A 14,602-nucleotide genomic window follows, 5' to 3' on the forward strand; every position below is an offset into this window, starting at 1 on the left:
GGGTGTAGGTGACCGGTACTAATAGGCCGAGGGCTTACCAACAAAGGTGCTACGCGTCCACTGTGCGGTATCTGAAACAACACACAGATACCAGAAGACGAGGGATGGGAGTGTTTGTGCTCCTGGGCCTTGGCTTGCTGTGTACAGTTTCATAGAGTTACGGCGGTTATAGCGGTGGGGAAACGCCCGGTCCCATTCCGAACCCGGAAGCTAAGCCTGCCAGCGCCGATGGTACTGCACTCGACAGGGTGTGGGAGAGTAGGACACCGCCGGACATACTTTCAGAAAGGCCCCCAACACAGTTGGGGGCCTTTCGCATGTCCGTACCATTTCGCGTCCACTGACACAGTTCTCATCGCCACCTACGCCGCTCGCGAAGGCCGGCTGCGCTCTGCCAAGCTCGTAGGTATGGCCTTGCAGACATCGTTCACGAAGTCCCTGTCCATCCGATACCCGATCGCCTCGGCACCGATGGGCGGGGAGGCCGGCGGCGCACTCGCGGCGGCGGTTTCCAACGGAGGCGGCCTCGGTCTGATCGGCGCGGGACGCGGTGACCGGGAATGGCTCACCCGCGAGGCGCGCACGGCCCGGGAGTCGACCGTCGAGCCGTGGGGTATCGGCTTCCTCACCTGGGCCATCGATGCCGACGCCGTGGCCTTCGCCCTGGAATTCGCACCCGCGGCGATCATGCTGTCGTTCGGTGACCCGCAGCCGTTCGCACGGCGGGTGCTCGACTCCGGGGCCAAGCTGATCCTGCAGGTGACCGATCTGGAGGAGGCCCACCGCGCGCTCGATGCCGGTGCCGACATCATCGTCGCCCAGGGCAGCGATGCCGGCGGTCACTGTGGTGAGAACGGCATGGGCACATTGTCTTTCGTCCCCGCGGTGGTCGACCTGGCCGGTTCGACGCCGGTGCTCGCCGCGGGCGGGATCGCCGACGGTCGCGGACTGGCCGCGGCGCTGACGCTCGGTGCGTCCGGGGTACTGATCGGCACCCGTTTCCAAGCCACCCCGGAGGCGCTGGTCTCGGCCGATCTGCGCGCGGCCCTGCTCGACGCCTCCGGCGCGGACACCGAATGCAACCGCACCCTCGACATCGCCCGCGGCGCGCCCTGGCCGCACCGCTACCCCGCCCGCACCCTGCGCAACGAATTTCTCGATCGCTGGCGCGGCCGCGACGAGGAATTGCGTTCGGACGCAACGGCCCTTCGGGAGTATCGCGACGCCCTCGAGCGCGGCGACCTGACCGCCGCCCCGGTCTGGGCGGGCCAGTCCGTCGGCCTGGTGACCGCCATCGACTCGGCCCGAGATCTCGTCGCTACGATCGCCGCCGAGGCCGAGCAAGCCCTTACCCGCGCCACGGCGCATTGAGCCGAACCGGACCTGTTCAGGCGCCCAGCGCGAGCGCGACGGCCTCGGTCGGGTCGGCGGCGGTTGTGATCGCAACGGCATTGCCGTCCCGGTCGAGCACTGTCCAACCGCCCAGGGACACAACGGGAATGCCGCGGCGCCGGGCCAGTGCCAGCTCCGACAGGGTCCCCCACGAGCCGCCGATCACGATGACCGCATCGGCGGACTCGACCAGGATGGCATTGCGGGCCTCGCCCATATTCGTATAGATCACGGCGGAGAGGTTTCGGCAGGCCGCGGTGCGATCGGTATCGGGCCGTACGCCGATCACCAAACCGCCTGCGCCGCTGGCGCCTTCGGCAACGGCGGCCATGACGCCCGGGCCGCCGCCGCACAACACCGTCGCACCGGCCTCGGCCAGCATACGACCCACCTCGCGGGCGCGTGCGGCCTCGATCCGATCGCAGTCGCGCGGGCCGCAGACCGCGACCTGAGGCGTCATCGGGAGGACGGCGTGCGTTCGAGTTCCCTTGCCAGGGCGTACAATTGGTTACCGGTGCCCTCTTCGCGCCAGGCGGGCTGCTCATGGCCGTCGAGATAGACACCGTGTTCGGTCACCACCAGGCGCGTGCCCGCCTCGGTCGCCACGAATTCCACCGCGGCCAGCGATATCGTCGCCACGGTCTCGCCCCAGTGCATCGTGGAGGTGTAGACGAGGCGCTCGTCGGGGACGATCTCCTGATAGACGGTCTCGAACATCAGGTCGACGCCGTCATGGACGCCCCTGGCGGTCTCTCGGCCGCCGACCCGGAAGTCGAGTTGGTGCTGGGCGCTGCTCCCGGCGAACCAGCGGGCCTTGATCGCGGGGTCGGACCAGGCGGCGAAAACCGTTGCGGGCGAGGCGTTGTACTCGCGTTCGAGGGTGAAGGTGGCGTGGACGACGGACATGGTTACTCCTCGTGATCGGTGTGCTCGGCGAGGATCTCGCCGAGTGCGTCCAGCCGGCGCTCCCAGGCGGTCCGCCGCGCCCCGAGCCATCGCTCGGCGTCCCGCAGCGCATCGGGCACCAGCTGGCAGGTTCGTACTCTCCCAACCTTTTCCGACCGCACCAGCCCGGCATCCTGCAGCACCTGCAAATGCTGGACCACGGCCGCCAGCGACATCGACAGCGGCTCGGCGAGTGAACTCACACTCGCGGGGCCGCTGCTCAGTCGCTCCAGCAGCCGCCGCCGAGTGGGATCGGCGAGTGCGCGGAAGATTTGATCGAGCTCCTCGGATTGGTTAAGCACCGACTTAAGTATAGAACGAATGGGTCGATAGTCAAGAGGTCACTTAACTATTGTCTGTCCGGAGTTTCGGAAACCGACATCCTTTCACGCACAACGCATCCCGTGTGCTCAGTCCGATTCGGGCGGTTCGGGGCCTGCGGGATGGTGCGAACGGCTCGCTACCTCCATTGCCTCGGGACGGCGCGTGTTCGCCCCTCTTGGCGGCCGGTTGTCCGGTGGCGCGAACGAGCGCGCGCGCCGATGTCGGGGTCGCCCGGCCGGACCCGATCTGCGGGCCTCATCCGCATTCGACCTGGTCCGGGCATATGTCGCACTTGCCGCAATAAGTACCGCTCGGTGCGATTTTCGGGCCGAGTCCTCATAGCGGTGAGAATTTCCAAATAATAGCTAAAAAAATCCTCCAAAAAGTCTTCCCCTGATCGACGCGATCGACTATCGTCCGATTCGGCAAATTGTCAGTGACCCGGTCGTTGCTGTTTGTCAACCACATCCCAGGTCAAAGAGACAACTTTCGGCTAACACGCGAAAAGTCGGAGGTACAACCGAAGAGCCCGATCTATGACGAGGGGATCGGGCCCTTCGGTAAAGTCCTGCGCAATGTCACAGGAAACGAACGCGGGCAGGATGTACGCCGGGCAGCCCGTAGAAGACCGGCAACGGCAGCGACGTGCGCGTTTTCTGGAGTCCGGATTGACGGTTTTCAGCCGAGACGGCTATGCCAACAGCTCGGTCGGAGCCATCTGTAAAGATGCCGGACTCTCCTCACGGCAGTTCTACGAGGAGTTCACCGGGCGCGAATCGCTGCTGCTCGAGCTCTACGAACATATCGACCGGGAGTCACGGGAGGCGGTATCGGCCGCACTGGCCGACCATCCCGACCACAGCGCGGTCGGAGCCATCGACGCGGCCGTGCGGGCCTACGTCGAATCCATCGGCCGCGATCCGCGTCGGGCGCGCATCGTGCTGGTCGAGGTGGTCGGCGCGGGACCGAAGGTCGAGAAATTCCGACTGGAATTACGCCGGGCCTGGGGATCGCTCCTGGCCGGTGCGGCGGAAGACGCTGCGCTACAAGGGGAGATCCCGCTCGGCGACTACGAGATGCGCTCGCTCGCGATCATCGGTGCGGTCAACTACGTCGTCGACGCGTGGAGCGGATCGGAACCGCGTCGGCCCCTCGACGATGTGATCCGAGTGCTGCGCCGGGTGATCATCGGAGCCCTCAGCGCATAGCTGAGGTGTCCGATTCGCTCTAGCATCGCTGGTATGCACGTCCATGAGGGGGGCGGGACGGCCCCGAGTTTCGTTGTCTGCGGGGATAATCCGCTCGTCTACCAGCTGTCCCTGCAGCTGGTGACCCGGTTCGCCGACGCGACCGTGACCGTCGTACTGCCTAACCGCGACGGTGCGTACGTACCGCAGCTGGAGCGATTGGAGCGGGTGCGGATCCAGTGCTCGGACCGATTGGACGAGGAGACGTTGCGGCGGGCGGGCGTGGCGCAGGCGCGTGCGTTGGTGCTCGTGGACCAGGCCGACGTGGAGAACTTCCATGCCGCCCTGCGCGCACACGAGCTCAATGCGCACATCCGGCTGGTGGTCCGGATGTTCAACACCGGCCTGGGGTTTCGCATTCGCAGCCTGTTCGCCGACTGCGTCGTGCTGTCGATCTCCGAGATCGCCGCGCCGTCGTTCATCGCGGCGGCGCTCGGCGAGAAGGCGCTGGACTATCTGCGGCTCGGGGAACGGACGCTGTATGTCACCGGGGCGGGGGACGCACCGGCCGGAAAGGTGGTCTGCGCGCTGACCGAGCCGGACGGGGCCATCCGGCTGCTGCCGCCCGGTCGCGGTGGTGAGCGGGTGCTGGCGTTGGCGGATCGGGCGCCGTATCGGCCCAACCGGCGCAGCCGTTGGCTGCGCATCGTGCGCTATCTGATGCGAAACAACCTCGTTCGGCTGGTGCTGGTGTTGCTGACGCTGATGACACTCGGTTGCGTGGGCCTGGTGGCGATCGGAACCGCCTGGGGCGACGCGATTTACGAGACGCTGCTCGATGCCGCCGGGGCCGCGCAGCCCGAACACCACCGCGATCCCATCTTCAAGGTGCTGCAGGTGGGCGTTGTATTCACCGGGCTGGCACTGACTCCGGTCGTGACCGCCATGGTCGTGGGCGGCGTGCTGCGCGCCCAGCTGTCGGAACAGATCGGTCCCGATCCCGCGGATTTCTCCGACCACGTCGTGGTGGCCGGGTTGGGCAATGTCGGCTCCCGCGTGATGGAGCAGCTGTGCGATCTCGGCGTACCCGTGGTCGGCCTGGATTACGACGAGAACTCCCGCGGTATCGCGCTGGCCCGCACGCTCGGGGTGCCGGTGGTGATCGGCCAGGCCACCTGGGAGGATTCGCTGCGCGCGGTCGGTGTCTCCCGGGCCCGCGCGCTGGTGCTGCTGACCAGCAGCGATGCGGTCAATCTGGAGGCGGCGCTGCTCGGCCAGTCCTACCGCGACGACCTGCGGGTGGTGCTGCGGCTGTACGATGACGACCTCGCCGAGCGAGTCCAGAAGAGCCTCGGAAAGGCCGTGGTGCGCAGCGTGTTCCAGCTCGCGGCCGACGGCTTCGCGGCCGCGGCCGCCGAGCGCCGGGTGATCGCGACGCTGTCGGTCAACTCCGACACCCTGATGGTCGCCGAGGTCCCGGTCGAGCCGGAATCGGAACTGGTGGGCAGGCCCATCCGCGCCGCCGACCTCACCGAGCACACCCGCGTCATCGCCCTGCAGCGCGCGGTCGGCGCGGAGCTGGAGTGGCAACCGGATCCGGAAACCCTACTGGCCCAGGGCAACCAACTGGTGGTGGTATCCACCCGCACGGGCCTCGAGCAGCTGCTGTCCCGCAGCGAGGGCAGCGCCGACGGCGATCCCACCGCACCGGACCCATTGCCCGGCTGATCCCGGCGAAAAGCGTGCCGGGATAAGGAAGGTCTGGTGCGTGCCGGGTTATGAAGAGGCTGGGTGTGTGTCGGGGCACGAAGGAGCTGGGTGTGTGTCGGGGCACGAAGGAGCTGGGTGTGTGTCGGGGCACGAAGGAGCTGGGTGTGTGTCGGGGCGCGAAGAGGCTGGGTGTGTGTCGGGGCACGAAGGAGCTGGGTGTGTCGGGGCGCGAAGAGGCTGGGGGATGCCGGGATGACGGAGGAGTTGGGGGTGTGCCGGGGTGACGATCGGCGGCGGGGACGCAGTAGCGTGCTGGGAGTGGAGATCGTTCCGATTCAGGTGCCCGATGGCAGTACCGTGCCGGTGCGGTTGATCGGGGCGCGGGGGGAGCATGTGCGGGCGATTACCGCCGATGCGCCGCGGCCGGTGGTTGTGATCATTCCTGGGCTGGGGGTGCCCGGGGCGTATTACGAGATGTTCGCGGCGCATTTGGCGCGGCGGGGGTTCGATGCGGCGATCGGGGAGTTGCGCGGTAACGGTGACAGTCGCCCCAAGCCCGGTCCGGCCAGCGGATATGGGTATCAGGAACTGGTTTCGGTGGATTTTCCGGCGATGTTCGAGGTGGTGCGCGAGCGGTTTCCGGACAGTACGCCGTATCTGCTGGGGCACAGTATGGGCGGGCAGCTGGGGGTCATGTACGCGTCGCGGATTCGCGGGCGGCTGGGCGGGCTGATCCTGATCGCCTCGGGCACACCCTATTTCCGCGGCTACAACGGGCTCGCCCGCTCGGCCCTGCTGCTCGGCCCGGCGGCCATCTCGCTGACCGCCAACCTCGCCGGTTTCTGGCCCGGCGACCGGATTACCGCGGGCGGATTCGGCCGCCAGTCCAAGGTGCTGATCTCCGATTGGGCGCGGCTGGCCCGCACCGGCCGCTTCGAACCGGCCGGTGCGGACATCGACTACGAGGAACGCATCGCCCGACTGAAGCTGCCGGTGCTGTCGATCACGATCGAGGGCGACGACCTCACCCCGCGCGGATCGGCCGACCATCTGCTGGAGAAGCTGCCCAATGCCCGGATCAGCACCTGGCATCAGCCGGAAGCGCTGGGGCACAACGGCTGGATCACCAACCCGGCCACGACGGTCGACCGCATCGAGAAGTGGATCCGCGACCTCTAGCGCTCCATCAGCAGCTGGGTGAAGAACTCGTAGATCAGCGCCGCCTGGAACGCCATCTGCTTGTTGTCCGCCGCACCGCCGTGGCCGCCCTCGATGTTCTCGTGATACCAGACCGTATGGCCCTGCTCCTCCAGGAGCGCGGCCATCTTGCGCGCATGGCCGGGATGGACGCGATCGTCGCGGGTGGAGGTGGTCAGCAGGATCGGCGGATAGGTCGCGTCGGCGCGCACGTTCTGATACGGCGAATACTTGCCGATGTACTCCCACTCCTCCGGCTTGTCCGGATCGCCGTACTCGGCCATCCAGGATGCCCCGGCCAGCAGCAGGTGGTAGCGCTTCATATCCAGCAGCGGCACCTGGCACACGATGGCGCCGAACAGTTCCGGATACCGGGTGAGCATCACGCCCATGAGCAATCCGCCGTTACTGCCCCCGACGGCGCCCAACTGCGGTGCGGTGGTGATGCCGCGCTCCACCAGATCGCGGGCGATGGCGGCGAAGTCCTCGTACACCTTGTGCCGGTTGGCCTTCTGCACCTGCGTGTGCCACTGCGGCCCGTACTCGCCGCCGCCGCGGATATTGGTCATCACCCAGGTGCCGCCGCGTTCCAGCCAGCCCATACCGGAGGCGCCGCTGTAGGCGGGGGTGCGGGAGACCTCGAAACCGCCGTAGCCCGACATCACGGTCGGACCGGGCGCGCCCTTGCGGTCGCGGTGCCGAATCACGAAGTACGGCACCATGGTTCCGTCGTCGGAGCGCGCGAAGAACTGCTCGGTCTCGATGCCCGCGGCGTCGAAGAAGGCCGGTTCCTGCTTGAGCAGTTCGGTCGAACCGCCAACCGAACTGGCCAGCAGCGTGGCCGGCGTGGTGAAACCGCTTGTGGTGAGCATGAACTCGTCACCACCCTCGAGCGGGTCGAGGTTCATGACATTGGTGGTGGCCATGGGTGGCGTATCGGCCAGCGGCTCGCGCGTCCATCCCGCTGTTCGCCCGGCACGCTTTTCGCCGGGCTTCACCACGTACAGCTTGGTCTGCACATCCTCGAGGGTGATGAGGATCAGATAGTTCTCGGTCCAGCCGTACCCGTGCAGCGAGGTATGCGCATCGGGCGTGAACACCACCTCAAAATCCCTTGCGCCCGCGAGGAATTCCTCCAGATCGATGGCCAGCAGCGCCCCCGCCGGATAGCTGTTGCCGCCCACCTCCCACGGCGACTTCAGCCGCACCAGCAGCCAGTCCTTGTACCACGACTCCGAGGCGTCGCTGGGCACATCGATATGGCGCAGGCTGCCGTCCGACTCGAGCAGATACACCGATTCGTTGAAGAAGTCGGTGGCCCGGCCGATGTAGTGCCGCTCGTATCCGGGTGTGCGGTCGTACCCCGCCGACACCAGCACATCGCCCTGTTCACCCTCGAACACCGTCTGCGCCTGCGACAGCGGCGTACCGCGCTTCCACCGCTTGGCGATGCGCGCGTATCCGGAGTCGGTGAGCGAGCCCGGCCCGAAATCCGTTCCGACATAGACGGTATCGGCATCGATCCAGCGGATCTGCGACTTCGCCTCGGGGAGATGGAAACCGCCGTCGGCCGGATCGCGGAACCGCTTGGTGGTCATGTCGAATTCGCGCACCACCTTGGCGTCGGCGCCGCCGCGCGAGAGGCTGATCAACGCCAGCGACTGTTCCGGCCGCAGCACCGCGGCCCCGCCCCACACCCAGTTCTCCTCCTCGGCCGCGGCCAGCGCGTCGAGGTCGATCAGCACCTCCCACCGCGGGTTGGCGTTGCGGTACTCGTCGAGGGTGGTCCGGCGCCACAGGCCCTTGGGATGTTCGGCATCGCGCCAGAAGTTGTAGAGCCACCCGGCCCGGCGGGTCGGATACGGGATGCGGGTGTCGGTGTCGAGCATCTCGAGGATGCGGTGTTCCAGCTCCGAGAACCGATCGGAGGTGGCGAATCGCTCGACCACCACCTCGTTGTGCGCCCGCGCCCACTCCAGGGGCCGGTCACCGGTCACCTCTTCGAGCCACAGGTACGGATCGGGCTGATTCTCGACACCGCTCATGAAGCCATTCTGGCCGACGCTGTCGGGGCCGCGAACACGCGACGCCGGAGGCGGCGCAACAGGACACTGCGTTAGGCTCGACTACGTGACTTCCCACTACGATGTCGTCGTTCTCGGTGCTGGTCCCGGCGGGTATGTCGCCGCGATTCGCGCCGCTCAACTCGGCCTGCGAACAGCGATCGTCGAGCAGAAATATTGGGGTGGCGTGTGCCTGAACGTCGGGTGCATTCCGTCCAAGGCGCTGCTGCGGAACGCGGAGCTGGCACACATCTTCACCAAGGAAGCGAAGACCTTCGGTATCACCGGCGAGGCGAGCTTCGACTTCGGCGCGGCATTCGATCGCAGCCGTAAGGTCGCCGACGGCCGCGTCAAGGGCGTGCACTTCCTGATGAAGAAGAACAAGATCGACGAGTTCGACGGGAAGGGCACCTTCACCGACGCCAACACGCTGTCGGTCGAGCTGTCCAAGGGCGGCACCGAACAGATCACCTTCGACAACGTCATCATCGCCACCGGCACCGTCACCAAGCTGCTGCCCGGCACCTCGCTGTCGCAGAACGTGGTCACCTACGAAGAGCAGATCATGACCCGCGACCTGCCGGGCTCGATCCTCATCGTGGGCGCGGGCGCGATCGGCATGGAGTTCGGCTACGTGCTGAAGAACTACGGCGTCGACGTGCGCATCGTGGAGTTCCTGGATCGCGCGCTGCCCAACGAGGACGCCGACGTGTCCAAGGAGATCACGAAGGCGTACAAGAAGCTGGGGATCACGATCACCACCGGCGCCGCGGTGCAGTCCATCGAGGACAACGGCACCAAGGTCACCGTCAGCATCAAGGACAACAAGTCCGGCAACATCGAGACCGTCACGGTCGACAAGGTGCTGCAGGCCGTCGGCTTCGCGCCGCGGGTGGAGGGCTACGGCCTGGAGAACACCGGCGTGCAGCTGACCGAGCGTGGCGCGATCGCCATCGACGACTACATGCGCACCAATGTGCCGCACATCTACGCCATCGGGGATGTCACCGCCAAGCTGCAGCTGGCCCATGTGGCCGAGGCGCAGGGCGTGGTCGCGGCCGAGACCATCGCGGGCGCGGAGACCTTGCCGCTGGGCGACTACCGGATGATGCCGCGCGCGACCTTCTGTCAGCCGCAGGTCGCCAGCTTCGGCCTCACCGAGGAGCAGGCGCGCAACGAGGGCTACGACGTGAAGGTCGCCACCTTCCCGTTCACCGCCAACGGCAAGGCGCACGGCCTGGGCGACGCCCAGGGCTTCGTGAAGCTGATCTCCGACAACAAGTACGGCGAACTGCTCGGCGGTCACCTCATCGGCCCCGACGTCTCCGAACTGCTGCCCGAGCTGACCCTGGCTCAGAAGTGGGACCTGACGGTCAACGAGCTGACCCGCAACGTGCACACGCATCCGACGCTCAGCGAGGCGCTGCAGGAGGCATTCCACGGCCTGGCCGGGCACATGATCAACTTCTAGTTGGCGCGCCGACGCCCCGCACCGGAAGGTGCGGGGCGTTTTTCATTCCCGGTGATACGCCGCCTGCGCCGCGCTGATCGTGTCCATATTGGTCTCCAGCGTCACGATCAGCGCCTCGAGGTGCTCGGCGACCTGCGCGCCCAGGTCGGTCAGCGTGTACTCGACGCGCGGCGGAATAGCCTGGACGACCTCGCGGTGAATCATCCCGTCGCGCTCGAGGGCCTGCAGGGTCTGCGACAGCATGCGCTCGCTGACCCCGTCGACCCGTCGGCGCAGGGCGCTGAATCGGTAGGGCCCGTCGCGCAGGGCCACCAGGGCCAGAACTCCCCAGCGACTCGCGACATTTTGCAACACCGGCCGCGAGGTGCAGTTCTTGGCGAAGACGTCGGCTTCCAGCGTCGGATCGGCGCTGTCGGCCGCCTGGATGTGCCCCGTGCTCATGACTGCGATGCTACCCATCGGTGGTGTAGTGCCGGAATATCATGTACTAACTCTTAGTTAGTGCTAGTTGTTCCGTAGGCACTGAACAAAAGATCACTGGAGGTAGTCATGACCGTCGCCGTCACCGCGGCCAGCGGGCAATTGGGTCGTCTCGTCGTGGAGGCGCTGCTGCGCCGCGATGCCGGTCCGGTCGTCGCGATCGTGCGCGATCCGGCGAAGGTGGCCGATCTGGCCGAACGTGGCGTCGACGTCCGGCAGGCGTCCTACGACGACGCCGCGGCACTGGATCGGGCGCTGGCCGGAGTAGATCGGGTGCTGCTGGTCTCCGGCAACGAGTTCGGCGCCCGGGTTACCCAGCACACCAACGTGATTCGCGCGGCCGAGCGGGCCGGTGTGGAACTGCTCGCCTACACCAGCATTCCGCGGGCCACCGAAAACCCGACCATCCTCGCGCAGGAACATCGCGCGACCGAGGCCGTGCTCGCGAATTCGGCCGTGCCGTATGCCCTGCTGCGCAACAGCTGGTACTGGGAGAACTACGAGCACAGCGTGCCCGCGGCCGTCGCGTCCGGGGTGCTGTACGGCGCGGGCGGCGAGGGTCGGATCGCCGGGGCGTCGCGCGCGGATTACGCCGAGGCGGCCGCGGTGGTGCTCACCACCGATGGGCACGCCGGGCAGGTCTACGAACTCGGTGGCGACGAGCGGTTCACCTATGCCGAACTGGCGCAGCGGATTTCGGAAGCCGCCGGAAAGCCGGTCCGCTATCGGGACGTCGCCGAGGCCGACTACTCCGCCGCGCTGCAGCAGGCCGGTCTGCCCGCGGATTATGCGAATGTGCTGGCCGATTCGGATGCCAAGGGCGTCGCCCTCGGATTCCTGGACGTCACCGGCGGCGAACTGCGCAAGCTCATCGGCCGGGCTTCGACGCCAGCGGTCGAGGTGTTTCGGGCCGCGTTGACCGGGTAGCACGAGGATGCGCCGTCCGATGCCACGCGGCGCGCTTCATGGGATGGGATGGACAGGCGTTCCCGGCTCCCGGCCGGGAACGCCTGCGCCCGATCAGGATTCGGCGCCCGCCGGCACGGTCACCCACTGCACCAGCTGAACGACGATGCCGTTGGGATCGCGCATCTGGAAGTAGCGCTCACCCCAAGGTTCGGTCTCGATCGGCGTTTCGATCGGTACCCCTTCCCGTTGCACCCGTTCGTATTCGGCATCGATGTCCTCGACGACGAACACCACCAGCGTGCCCTGCCCGGCGGAATCCGCGATCCGCTCCGGCTTGAAGCTGGACAGCCCGGTCCGCAGGTAGATCACATTGAGCCCGCCCTCCGGGCGAGACAGCGATACGAACTCCTCGGCCGACATCCGCACCTCGAATCCGAAGTGGTCGATGAGGAACTTCGCCGAGGCCTCGGGGTCGGCGACGTTCAGCGAGAGCGCGTACTCGGTGATTTTCATGGCTGCCTCCTCCTGCCGCGCGGTCCGCCCGGCGGGTGCCGGGCCGGTGCGGGGCGTAGTTGTATTCTATACTTAGTACTAAATACTTTGTATAGTAATCTACGGTGTGGTAACGGTCACACCGATAGGATCGGGCGGTGGCGAGCGGGAAAGTGGGTGGGCAACGGTGAGTGCGCGCAGCAGCGCCGGAGATCCGGCGCGGACATTGGAACTGCTGTGGGGTGAGCCGGGCCGGGCGCCGACGCGCGGGCCCAAGCAGCGCAGCAGCGTCGAGGAGGTGGTCGCCGCGGCGATCGGGATCGCCGACACCGACGGCCTGGAGGCCCTGACCATGCGGGCGGTCGCCAAGAAGCTGGGCCTCACGCCCATGGCGACCTATACCTATGTGCCGGGCAAGGCGGAACTGCTCGACCTCATGCTGGATGCGGTGTACCGGCGGATGCCGCGCGCGGACCTGACTGGAATGGCTTGGCGGCAAAGGGTTTCCACCATTGCCGCCGAGAACCGGGAGATGCTGGCCCGTCATCGCTGGGTCGCCTACGTGCCCACCACCCGCCCGCCGCTGGGCCCCGGCCTGGCAGCCAAATACGATCACGAGCTCAGCGCCTTCGACGGCCTCGGCCTCGACGATCTGACCATGGACGCGGCCCTGACCCACGTCCTCGGCTTCGTCACCGCGGTCGCGCGCATCGCCATCGATACCGAGCGGGCCGCCGCCGACAGCGGGCTGTCCGACCACGAATGGTGGCAGCGCACCGCCCCCGTGCTCGATCGGGTCTTCGATCCGAGCCGCTATCCGCTCGCGGCCCGCGTCGGCGCCGCCGCGGGCCAGGCCCACGACAGCGCCTACAGTGCCGACCACGCCTGGGAATTCGGCCTCGCGCGGGTGCTGGACGGGCTGGCCGTGCTCATCGAGCGGGAGTGAGTTACGGCACCAGCGGCCGCACCTTCTCCGCGACGAAGCGCACGAATCCGGCCAGATCGGGCTCGTCGGCGGTCGGCTGCAGCGTCACCGAATCCGCCCCCGCGTCGACCCGTTTCGCGATCGCGTCGGCCACCGCCTGCGCATCCCCGGCCACGCCGAGTCCCGCGGTGTCGGTCGCGCCCATCGCGCGCAGATCCGCGTCCAGGCGTTCGGCGGCATCGGCTCCGGTCGCCACGGCGAGATTCACAACGACGGGGGGCTTATCCGCGCGGCCGGCGGCGGCTCGCCCCTCCGCGACGAGTTCGACCGCGCCGCGCAGCTTTTCGACCGTGGTGCCCGAGGTGAGCACTACCCCGTCGGCCACGGCCCCGACCAGGCGCAGCGTGCGCGGGCCCGTGGCCGCGGACAAGACCGGGGGAGTGTCGACAGGCGGCCACTCCAGGGCGACATCGTCGAGCTCGACGTAGCGCCCCCGCACCGACACCCGCTCGCCCGCGAGCAGCCGACGCAGCGCGTCGATGTACTCGCTCAGCAGCGTCACCGGTGATTCGACCCGCGCTCCCGCCTGGCCCATCCACTCCTGAACGCCGTGCCCCACACCCCAGATCGTGCGGCCGGGGAACATTCGCTCCAGCGTGGCGATCTCCATGGCGGCCAGCGCCACATTGCGCAGCGGCACCGGGAGTACGCCCACGCCGATCCGCACGCGCTCGGTCCATGCCAGCGCCGCGGCGGTGGTGGAGACGCCCGCCTGGAAGAAGCAGTCCTCCCAGATCCACAGCTCCTCGAGCCCGGATTCGTCTGCGATGCGGGCGATCTCGCGCAGGCTTTCGGGCGGATTCTGCGGACGGAAGGCAATACCGAGCGTGGTCATGCCCCATCGTTACCAGATGGGGCCGACAGCGTCAGTGGTCGTTCTGAATGCGCAGCGTGGTGATGGTACTGGCGAGGCCCTCGTACTGATTGACCAGCAGCACGATCTCGATCAACCGGTGCTCGTCGTAGTGCGCGGCCAGCGCCGACCAGGCGTCGTCGTCGAGGTCGCGCGTGGTGACGAGCTGATCGACGGCGGTGAGCAGGGCCCGTTCCCGGTCCGACCAGCCCGGCGCCTGCGGTCCGACCCGCAACCGCTCGAGAATCTCCTGGGTGATTCCGGCGCGCTTGCCCAGCCGGATGTGATGATCGGTCTCGTATTCGCACTGCCGCAGGTGAGCGACCCGCAGGATGACCAGTTCGGTCTCGTGGCGGCGCAGCTTCCCGCCGGGCATCAGCCGCCCCGAATAGTGCAGCCAGCCGCGGAACAACCCACCCGTGCGCCCCAGGGTGCTGAACAGCTGCGCGTCCGACGTCCCCGCCGCGCGCGAAAGCACCTGCCAGACAACCCAATTGATCGGCCCCAGCTCACGCAGCCGACCCGGTGCGATGCGCGGTTGTTTCGACACCATGCCCCACGCTAACAGGGCCCGCCCCCGGGGCGCAGGATTCG

Annotated in this window: 15 protein-coding genes and 1 rRNA gene; 8 read left to right on the plus strand and 8 right to left on the minus strand. The window is 67.4% G+C overall.

What is annotated here, in order from left to right; all coding sequences use genetic code 11:
- Positions 1 to 158: 158 nt before the first annotated feature.
- Both rrf and NDR87_RS25275 read left to right on the plus strand, forming a co-directional pair.
- A 5S ribosomal RNA gene (gene rrf / locus NDR87_RS25270) occupies positions 159 to 275 on the plus strand.
- Positions 276 to 408: 133 nt separating this feature from the next.
- The gene (locus tag NDR87_RS25275; RefSeq protein ID WP_251912667.1) at positions 409 to 1,371 is read left to right on the plus strand and encodes a nitronate monooxygenase family protein; all 963 of its coding nucleotides are present in this window, start codon (positions 409 to 411) and stop codon (positions 1,369 to 1,371) included.
- Positions 1,372 to 1,387: 16 nt separating this feature from the next.
- Here the strand turns inward: NDR87_RS25275 and NDR87_RS25280 are convergent, their stop codons facing one another.
- From NDR87_RS25280 to NDR87_RS25290, 3 genes are read right to left on the minus strand one after another with little or no spacing between them, the layout of a single operon-like run.
- Positions 1,388 to 1,852, minus strand: a complete 465-nt coding sequence (locus tag NDR87_RS25280; RefSeq protein WP_251912669.1) for an LOG family protein — start codon at positions 1,850 to 1,852, stop codon at positions 1,388 to 1,390.
- Positions 1,849 to 2,298: an SRPBCC family protein gene (locus tag NDR87_RS25285; protein WP_251912671.1), complete on the minus strand. Its 450-nt coding sequence runs from the start codon at positions 2,296 to 2,298 to the stop codon at positions 1,849 to 1,851. The genes NDR87_RS25280 and NDR87_RS25285 overlap by 4 nt, the downstream gene beginning before the upstream one ends.
- 2 nt (positions 2,299 to 2,300) lie before the next feature.
- Positions 2,301 to 2,639 carry a metalloregulator ArsR/SmtB family transcription factor gene (locus NDR87_RS25290; RefSeq protein WP_251912673.1) on the minus strand — a complete coding sequence of 113 codons (339 nt, stop codon included), beginning with the start codon at positions 2,637 to 2,639 and terminating at the stop codon, positions 2,301 to 2,303.
- A gap of 597 nt (positions 2,640 to 3,236) precedes the next feature.
- Here NDR87_RS25290 and NDR87_RS25295 point away from each other — a divergent pair.
- The 3 genes from NDR87_RS25295 (at position 3,237) to NDR87_RS25305 (ending at position 6,737) form a co-directional block, all read left to right on the plus strand.
- On the plus strand, positions 3,237 to 3,869 hold the full coding sequence (locus NDR87_RS25295; RefSeq protein ID WP_251912674.1) for a TetR/AcrR family transcriptional regulator: 633 nt from the start codon (positions 3,237 to 3,239) through the stop codon (positions 3,867 to 3,869).
- A 33-nt stretch (positions 3,870 to 3,902) separates the two neighbouring features.
- The gene (locus NDR87_RS25300; RefSeq protein ID WP_251912676.1) at positions 3,903 to 5,576 is read left to right on the plus strand and encodes an NAD-binding protein; all 1,674 of its coding nucleotides are present in this window, start codon (positions 3,903 to 3,905) and stop codon (positions 5,574 to 5,576) included.
- 300 nt (positions 5,577 to 5,876) lie between these two features.
- Positions 5,877 to 6,737 (plus strand): alpha/beta fold hydrolase, encoded by an 861-nt coding sequence (locus NDR87_RS25305; RefSeq protein ID WP_251913211.1) that lies wholly within the window; start codon positions 5,877 to 5,879, stop codon positions 6,735 to 6,737.
- On the opposite strand, the gene NDR87_RS25310 is transcribed toward NDR87_RS25305, so the two are convergent.
- The gene (locus NDR87_RS25310) at positions 6,734 to 8,800 is read right to left on the minus strand and encodes a prolyl oligopeptidase family protein (protein ID WP_251912678.1); all 2,067 of its coding nucleotides are present in this window, start codon (positions 8,798 to 8,800) and stop codon (positions 6,734 to 6,736) included. The two genes, NDR87_RS25305 and NDR87_RS25310, sit on opposite strands and share 4 nt — an antisense overlap.
- Before the next feature lie 85 nt (positions 8,801 to 8,885).
- On the opposite strand from NDR87_RS25310, the gene lpdA reads away from it, so the two are divergent.
- Complete coding sequence (gene lpdA, locus NDR87_RS25315; protein ID WP_251912679.1) at positions 8,886 to 10,289, plus strand: dihydrolipoyl dehydrogenase; 1,404 nt, start codon at positions 8,886 to 8,888, stop codon at positions 10,287 to 10,289.
- 42 nt (positions 10,290 to 10,331) lie between these two features.
- Here the strand turns inward: lpdA and NDR87_RS25320 are convergent, their stop codons facing one another.
- Positions 10,332 to 10,730: a helix-turn-helix domain-containing protein gene (locus NDR87_RS25320; RefSeq protein WP_251912681.1), complete on the minus strand. Its 399-nt coding sequence runs from the start codon at positions 10,728 to 10,730 to the stop codon at positions 10,332 to 10,334.
- A 108-nt stretch (positions 10,731 to 10,838) separates the two neighbouring features.
- On the opposite strand from NDR87_RS25320, the gene NDR87_RS25325 reads away from it, so the two are divergent.
- Entirely contained in the window at positions 10,839 to 11,696 is an 858-nt protein-coding gene (locus NDR87_RS25325) for an SDR family oxidoreductase (RefSeq protein WP_251912683.1), read from the plus strand.
- A gap of 93 nt (positions 11,697 to 11,789) precedes the next feature.
- Here the strand turns inward: NDR87_RS25325 and NDR87_RS25330 are convergent, their stop codons facing one another.
- Entirely contained in the window at positions 11,790 to 12,191 is a 402-nt protein-coding gene (locus NDR87_RS25330) for a VOC family protein (RefSeq protein ID WP_251912686.1), read from the minus strand.
- 166 nt (positions 12,192 to 12,357) lie between these two features.
- Here NDR87_RS25330 and NDR87_RS25335 point away from each other — a divergent pair, with 166 nt between their 5' ends.
- Complete coding sequence (locus tag NDR87_RS25335) at positions 12,358 to 13,116, plus strand: TetR/AcrR family transcriptional regulator (protein WP_251912688.1); 759 nt, start codon at positions 12,358 to 12,360, stop codon at positions 13,114 to 13,116.
- Between the two features lies 1 nt (position 13,117).
- Here NDR87_RS25335 and NDR87_RS25340 read toward each other — a convergent pair whose 3' ends face one another.
- Positions 13,118 to 13,990: an LLM class flavin-dependent oxidoreductase gene (locus NDR87_RS25340; RefSeq protein WP_251912689.1), complete on the minus strand. Its 873-nt coding sequence runs from the start codon at positions 13,988 to 13,990 to the stop codon at positions 13,118 to 13,120.
- Positions 13,991 to 14,021: 31 nt separating this feature from the next.
- Positions 14,022 to 14,561: a carboxymuconolactone decarboxylase family protein gene (locus NDR87_RS25345; RefSeq protein WP_251912690.1), complete on the minus strand. Its 540-nt coding sequence runs from the start codon at positions 14,559 to 14,561 to the stop codon at positions 14,022 to 14,024.
- Positions 14,562 to 14,602: the final 41 nt, after the last annotated feature.

Source organism: Nocardia sp. CDC159 (genome assembly GCF_023740735.1).
Classification (GTDB): Bacteria; Actinomycetota; Actinomycetes; order Mycobacteriales; family Mycobacteriaceae; genus Nocardia; species Nocardia pulmonis.

Excerpts from the sequence above, each read along its gene's own strand:
- NDR87_RS25275 (WP_251912667.1), top strand. The coding sequence starts at position 409 with ATGGCCTTGCAGACATCGTTCACGAAGTCCCTGTCCATCCGATACCCG.
- NDR87_RS25280 (WP_251912669.1), bottom strand. The coding sequence starts at position 1,852 with ATGACGCCTCAGGTCGCGGTCTGCGGCCCGCGCGACTGCGATCGGATC.
- NDR87_RS25285 (WP_251912671.1), bottom strand. The coding sequence starts at position 2,298 with ATGTCCGTCGTCCACGCCACCTTCACCCTCGAACGCGAGTACAACGCC.
- NDR87_RS25295 (WP_251912674.1), top strand. The coding sequence starts at position 3,237 with ATGTCACAGGAAACGAACGCGGGCAGGATGTACGCCGGGCAGCCCGTA.
- NDR87_RS25300 (WP_251912676.1), top strand. The coding sequence starts at position 3,903 with ATGCACGTCCATGAGGGGGGCGGGACGGCCCCGAGTTTCGTTGTCTGC.
- NDR87_RS25310 (WP_251912678.1), bottom strand. The coding sequence starts at position 8,800 with ATGAGCGGTGTCGAGAATCAGCCCGATCCGTACCTGTGGCTCGAAGAG.
- NDR87_RS25320 (WP_251912681.1), bottom strand. The coding sequence starts at position 10,730 with ATGAGCACGGGGCACATCCAGGCGGCCGACAGCGCCGATCCGACGCTG.
- NDR87_RS25325 (WP_251912683.1), top strand. The coding sequence starts at position 10,839 with ATGACCGTCGCCGTCACCGCGGCCAGCGGGCAATTGGGTCGTCTCGTC.
- NDR87_RS25330 (WP_251912686.1), bottom strand. The coding sequence starts at position 12,191 with ATGAAAATCACCGAGTACGCGCTCTCGCTGAACGTCGCCGACCCCGAG.
- NDR87_RS25340 (WP_251912689.1), bottom strand. The coding sequence starts at position 13,990 with ATGACCACGCTCGGTATTGCCTTCCGTCCGCAGAATCCGCCCGAAAGC.
- NDR87_RS25345 (WP_251912690.1), bottom strand. The coding sequence starts at position 14,561 with ATGGTGTCGAAACAACCGCGCATCGCACCGGGTCGGCTGCGTGAGCTG.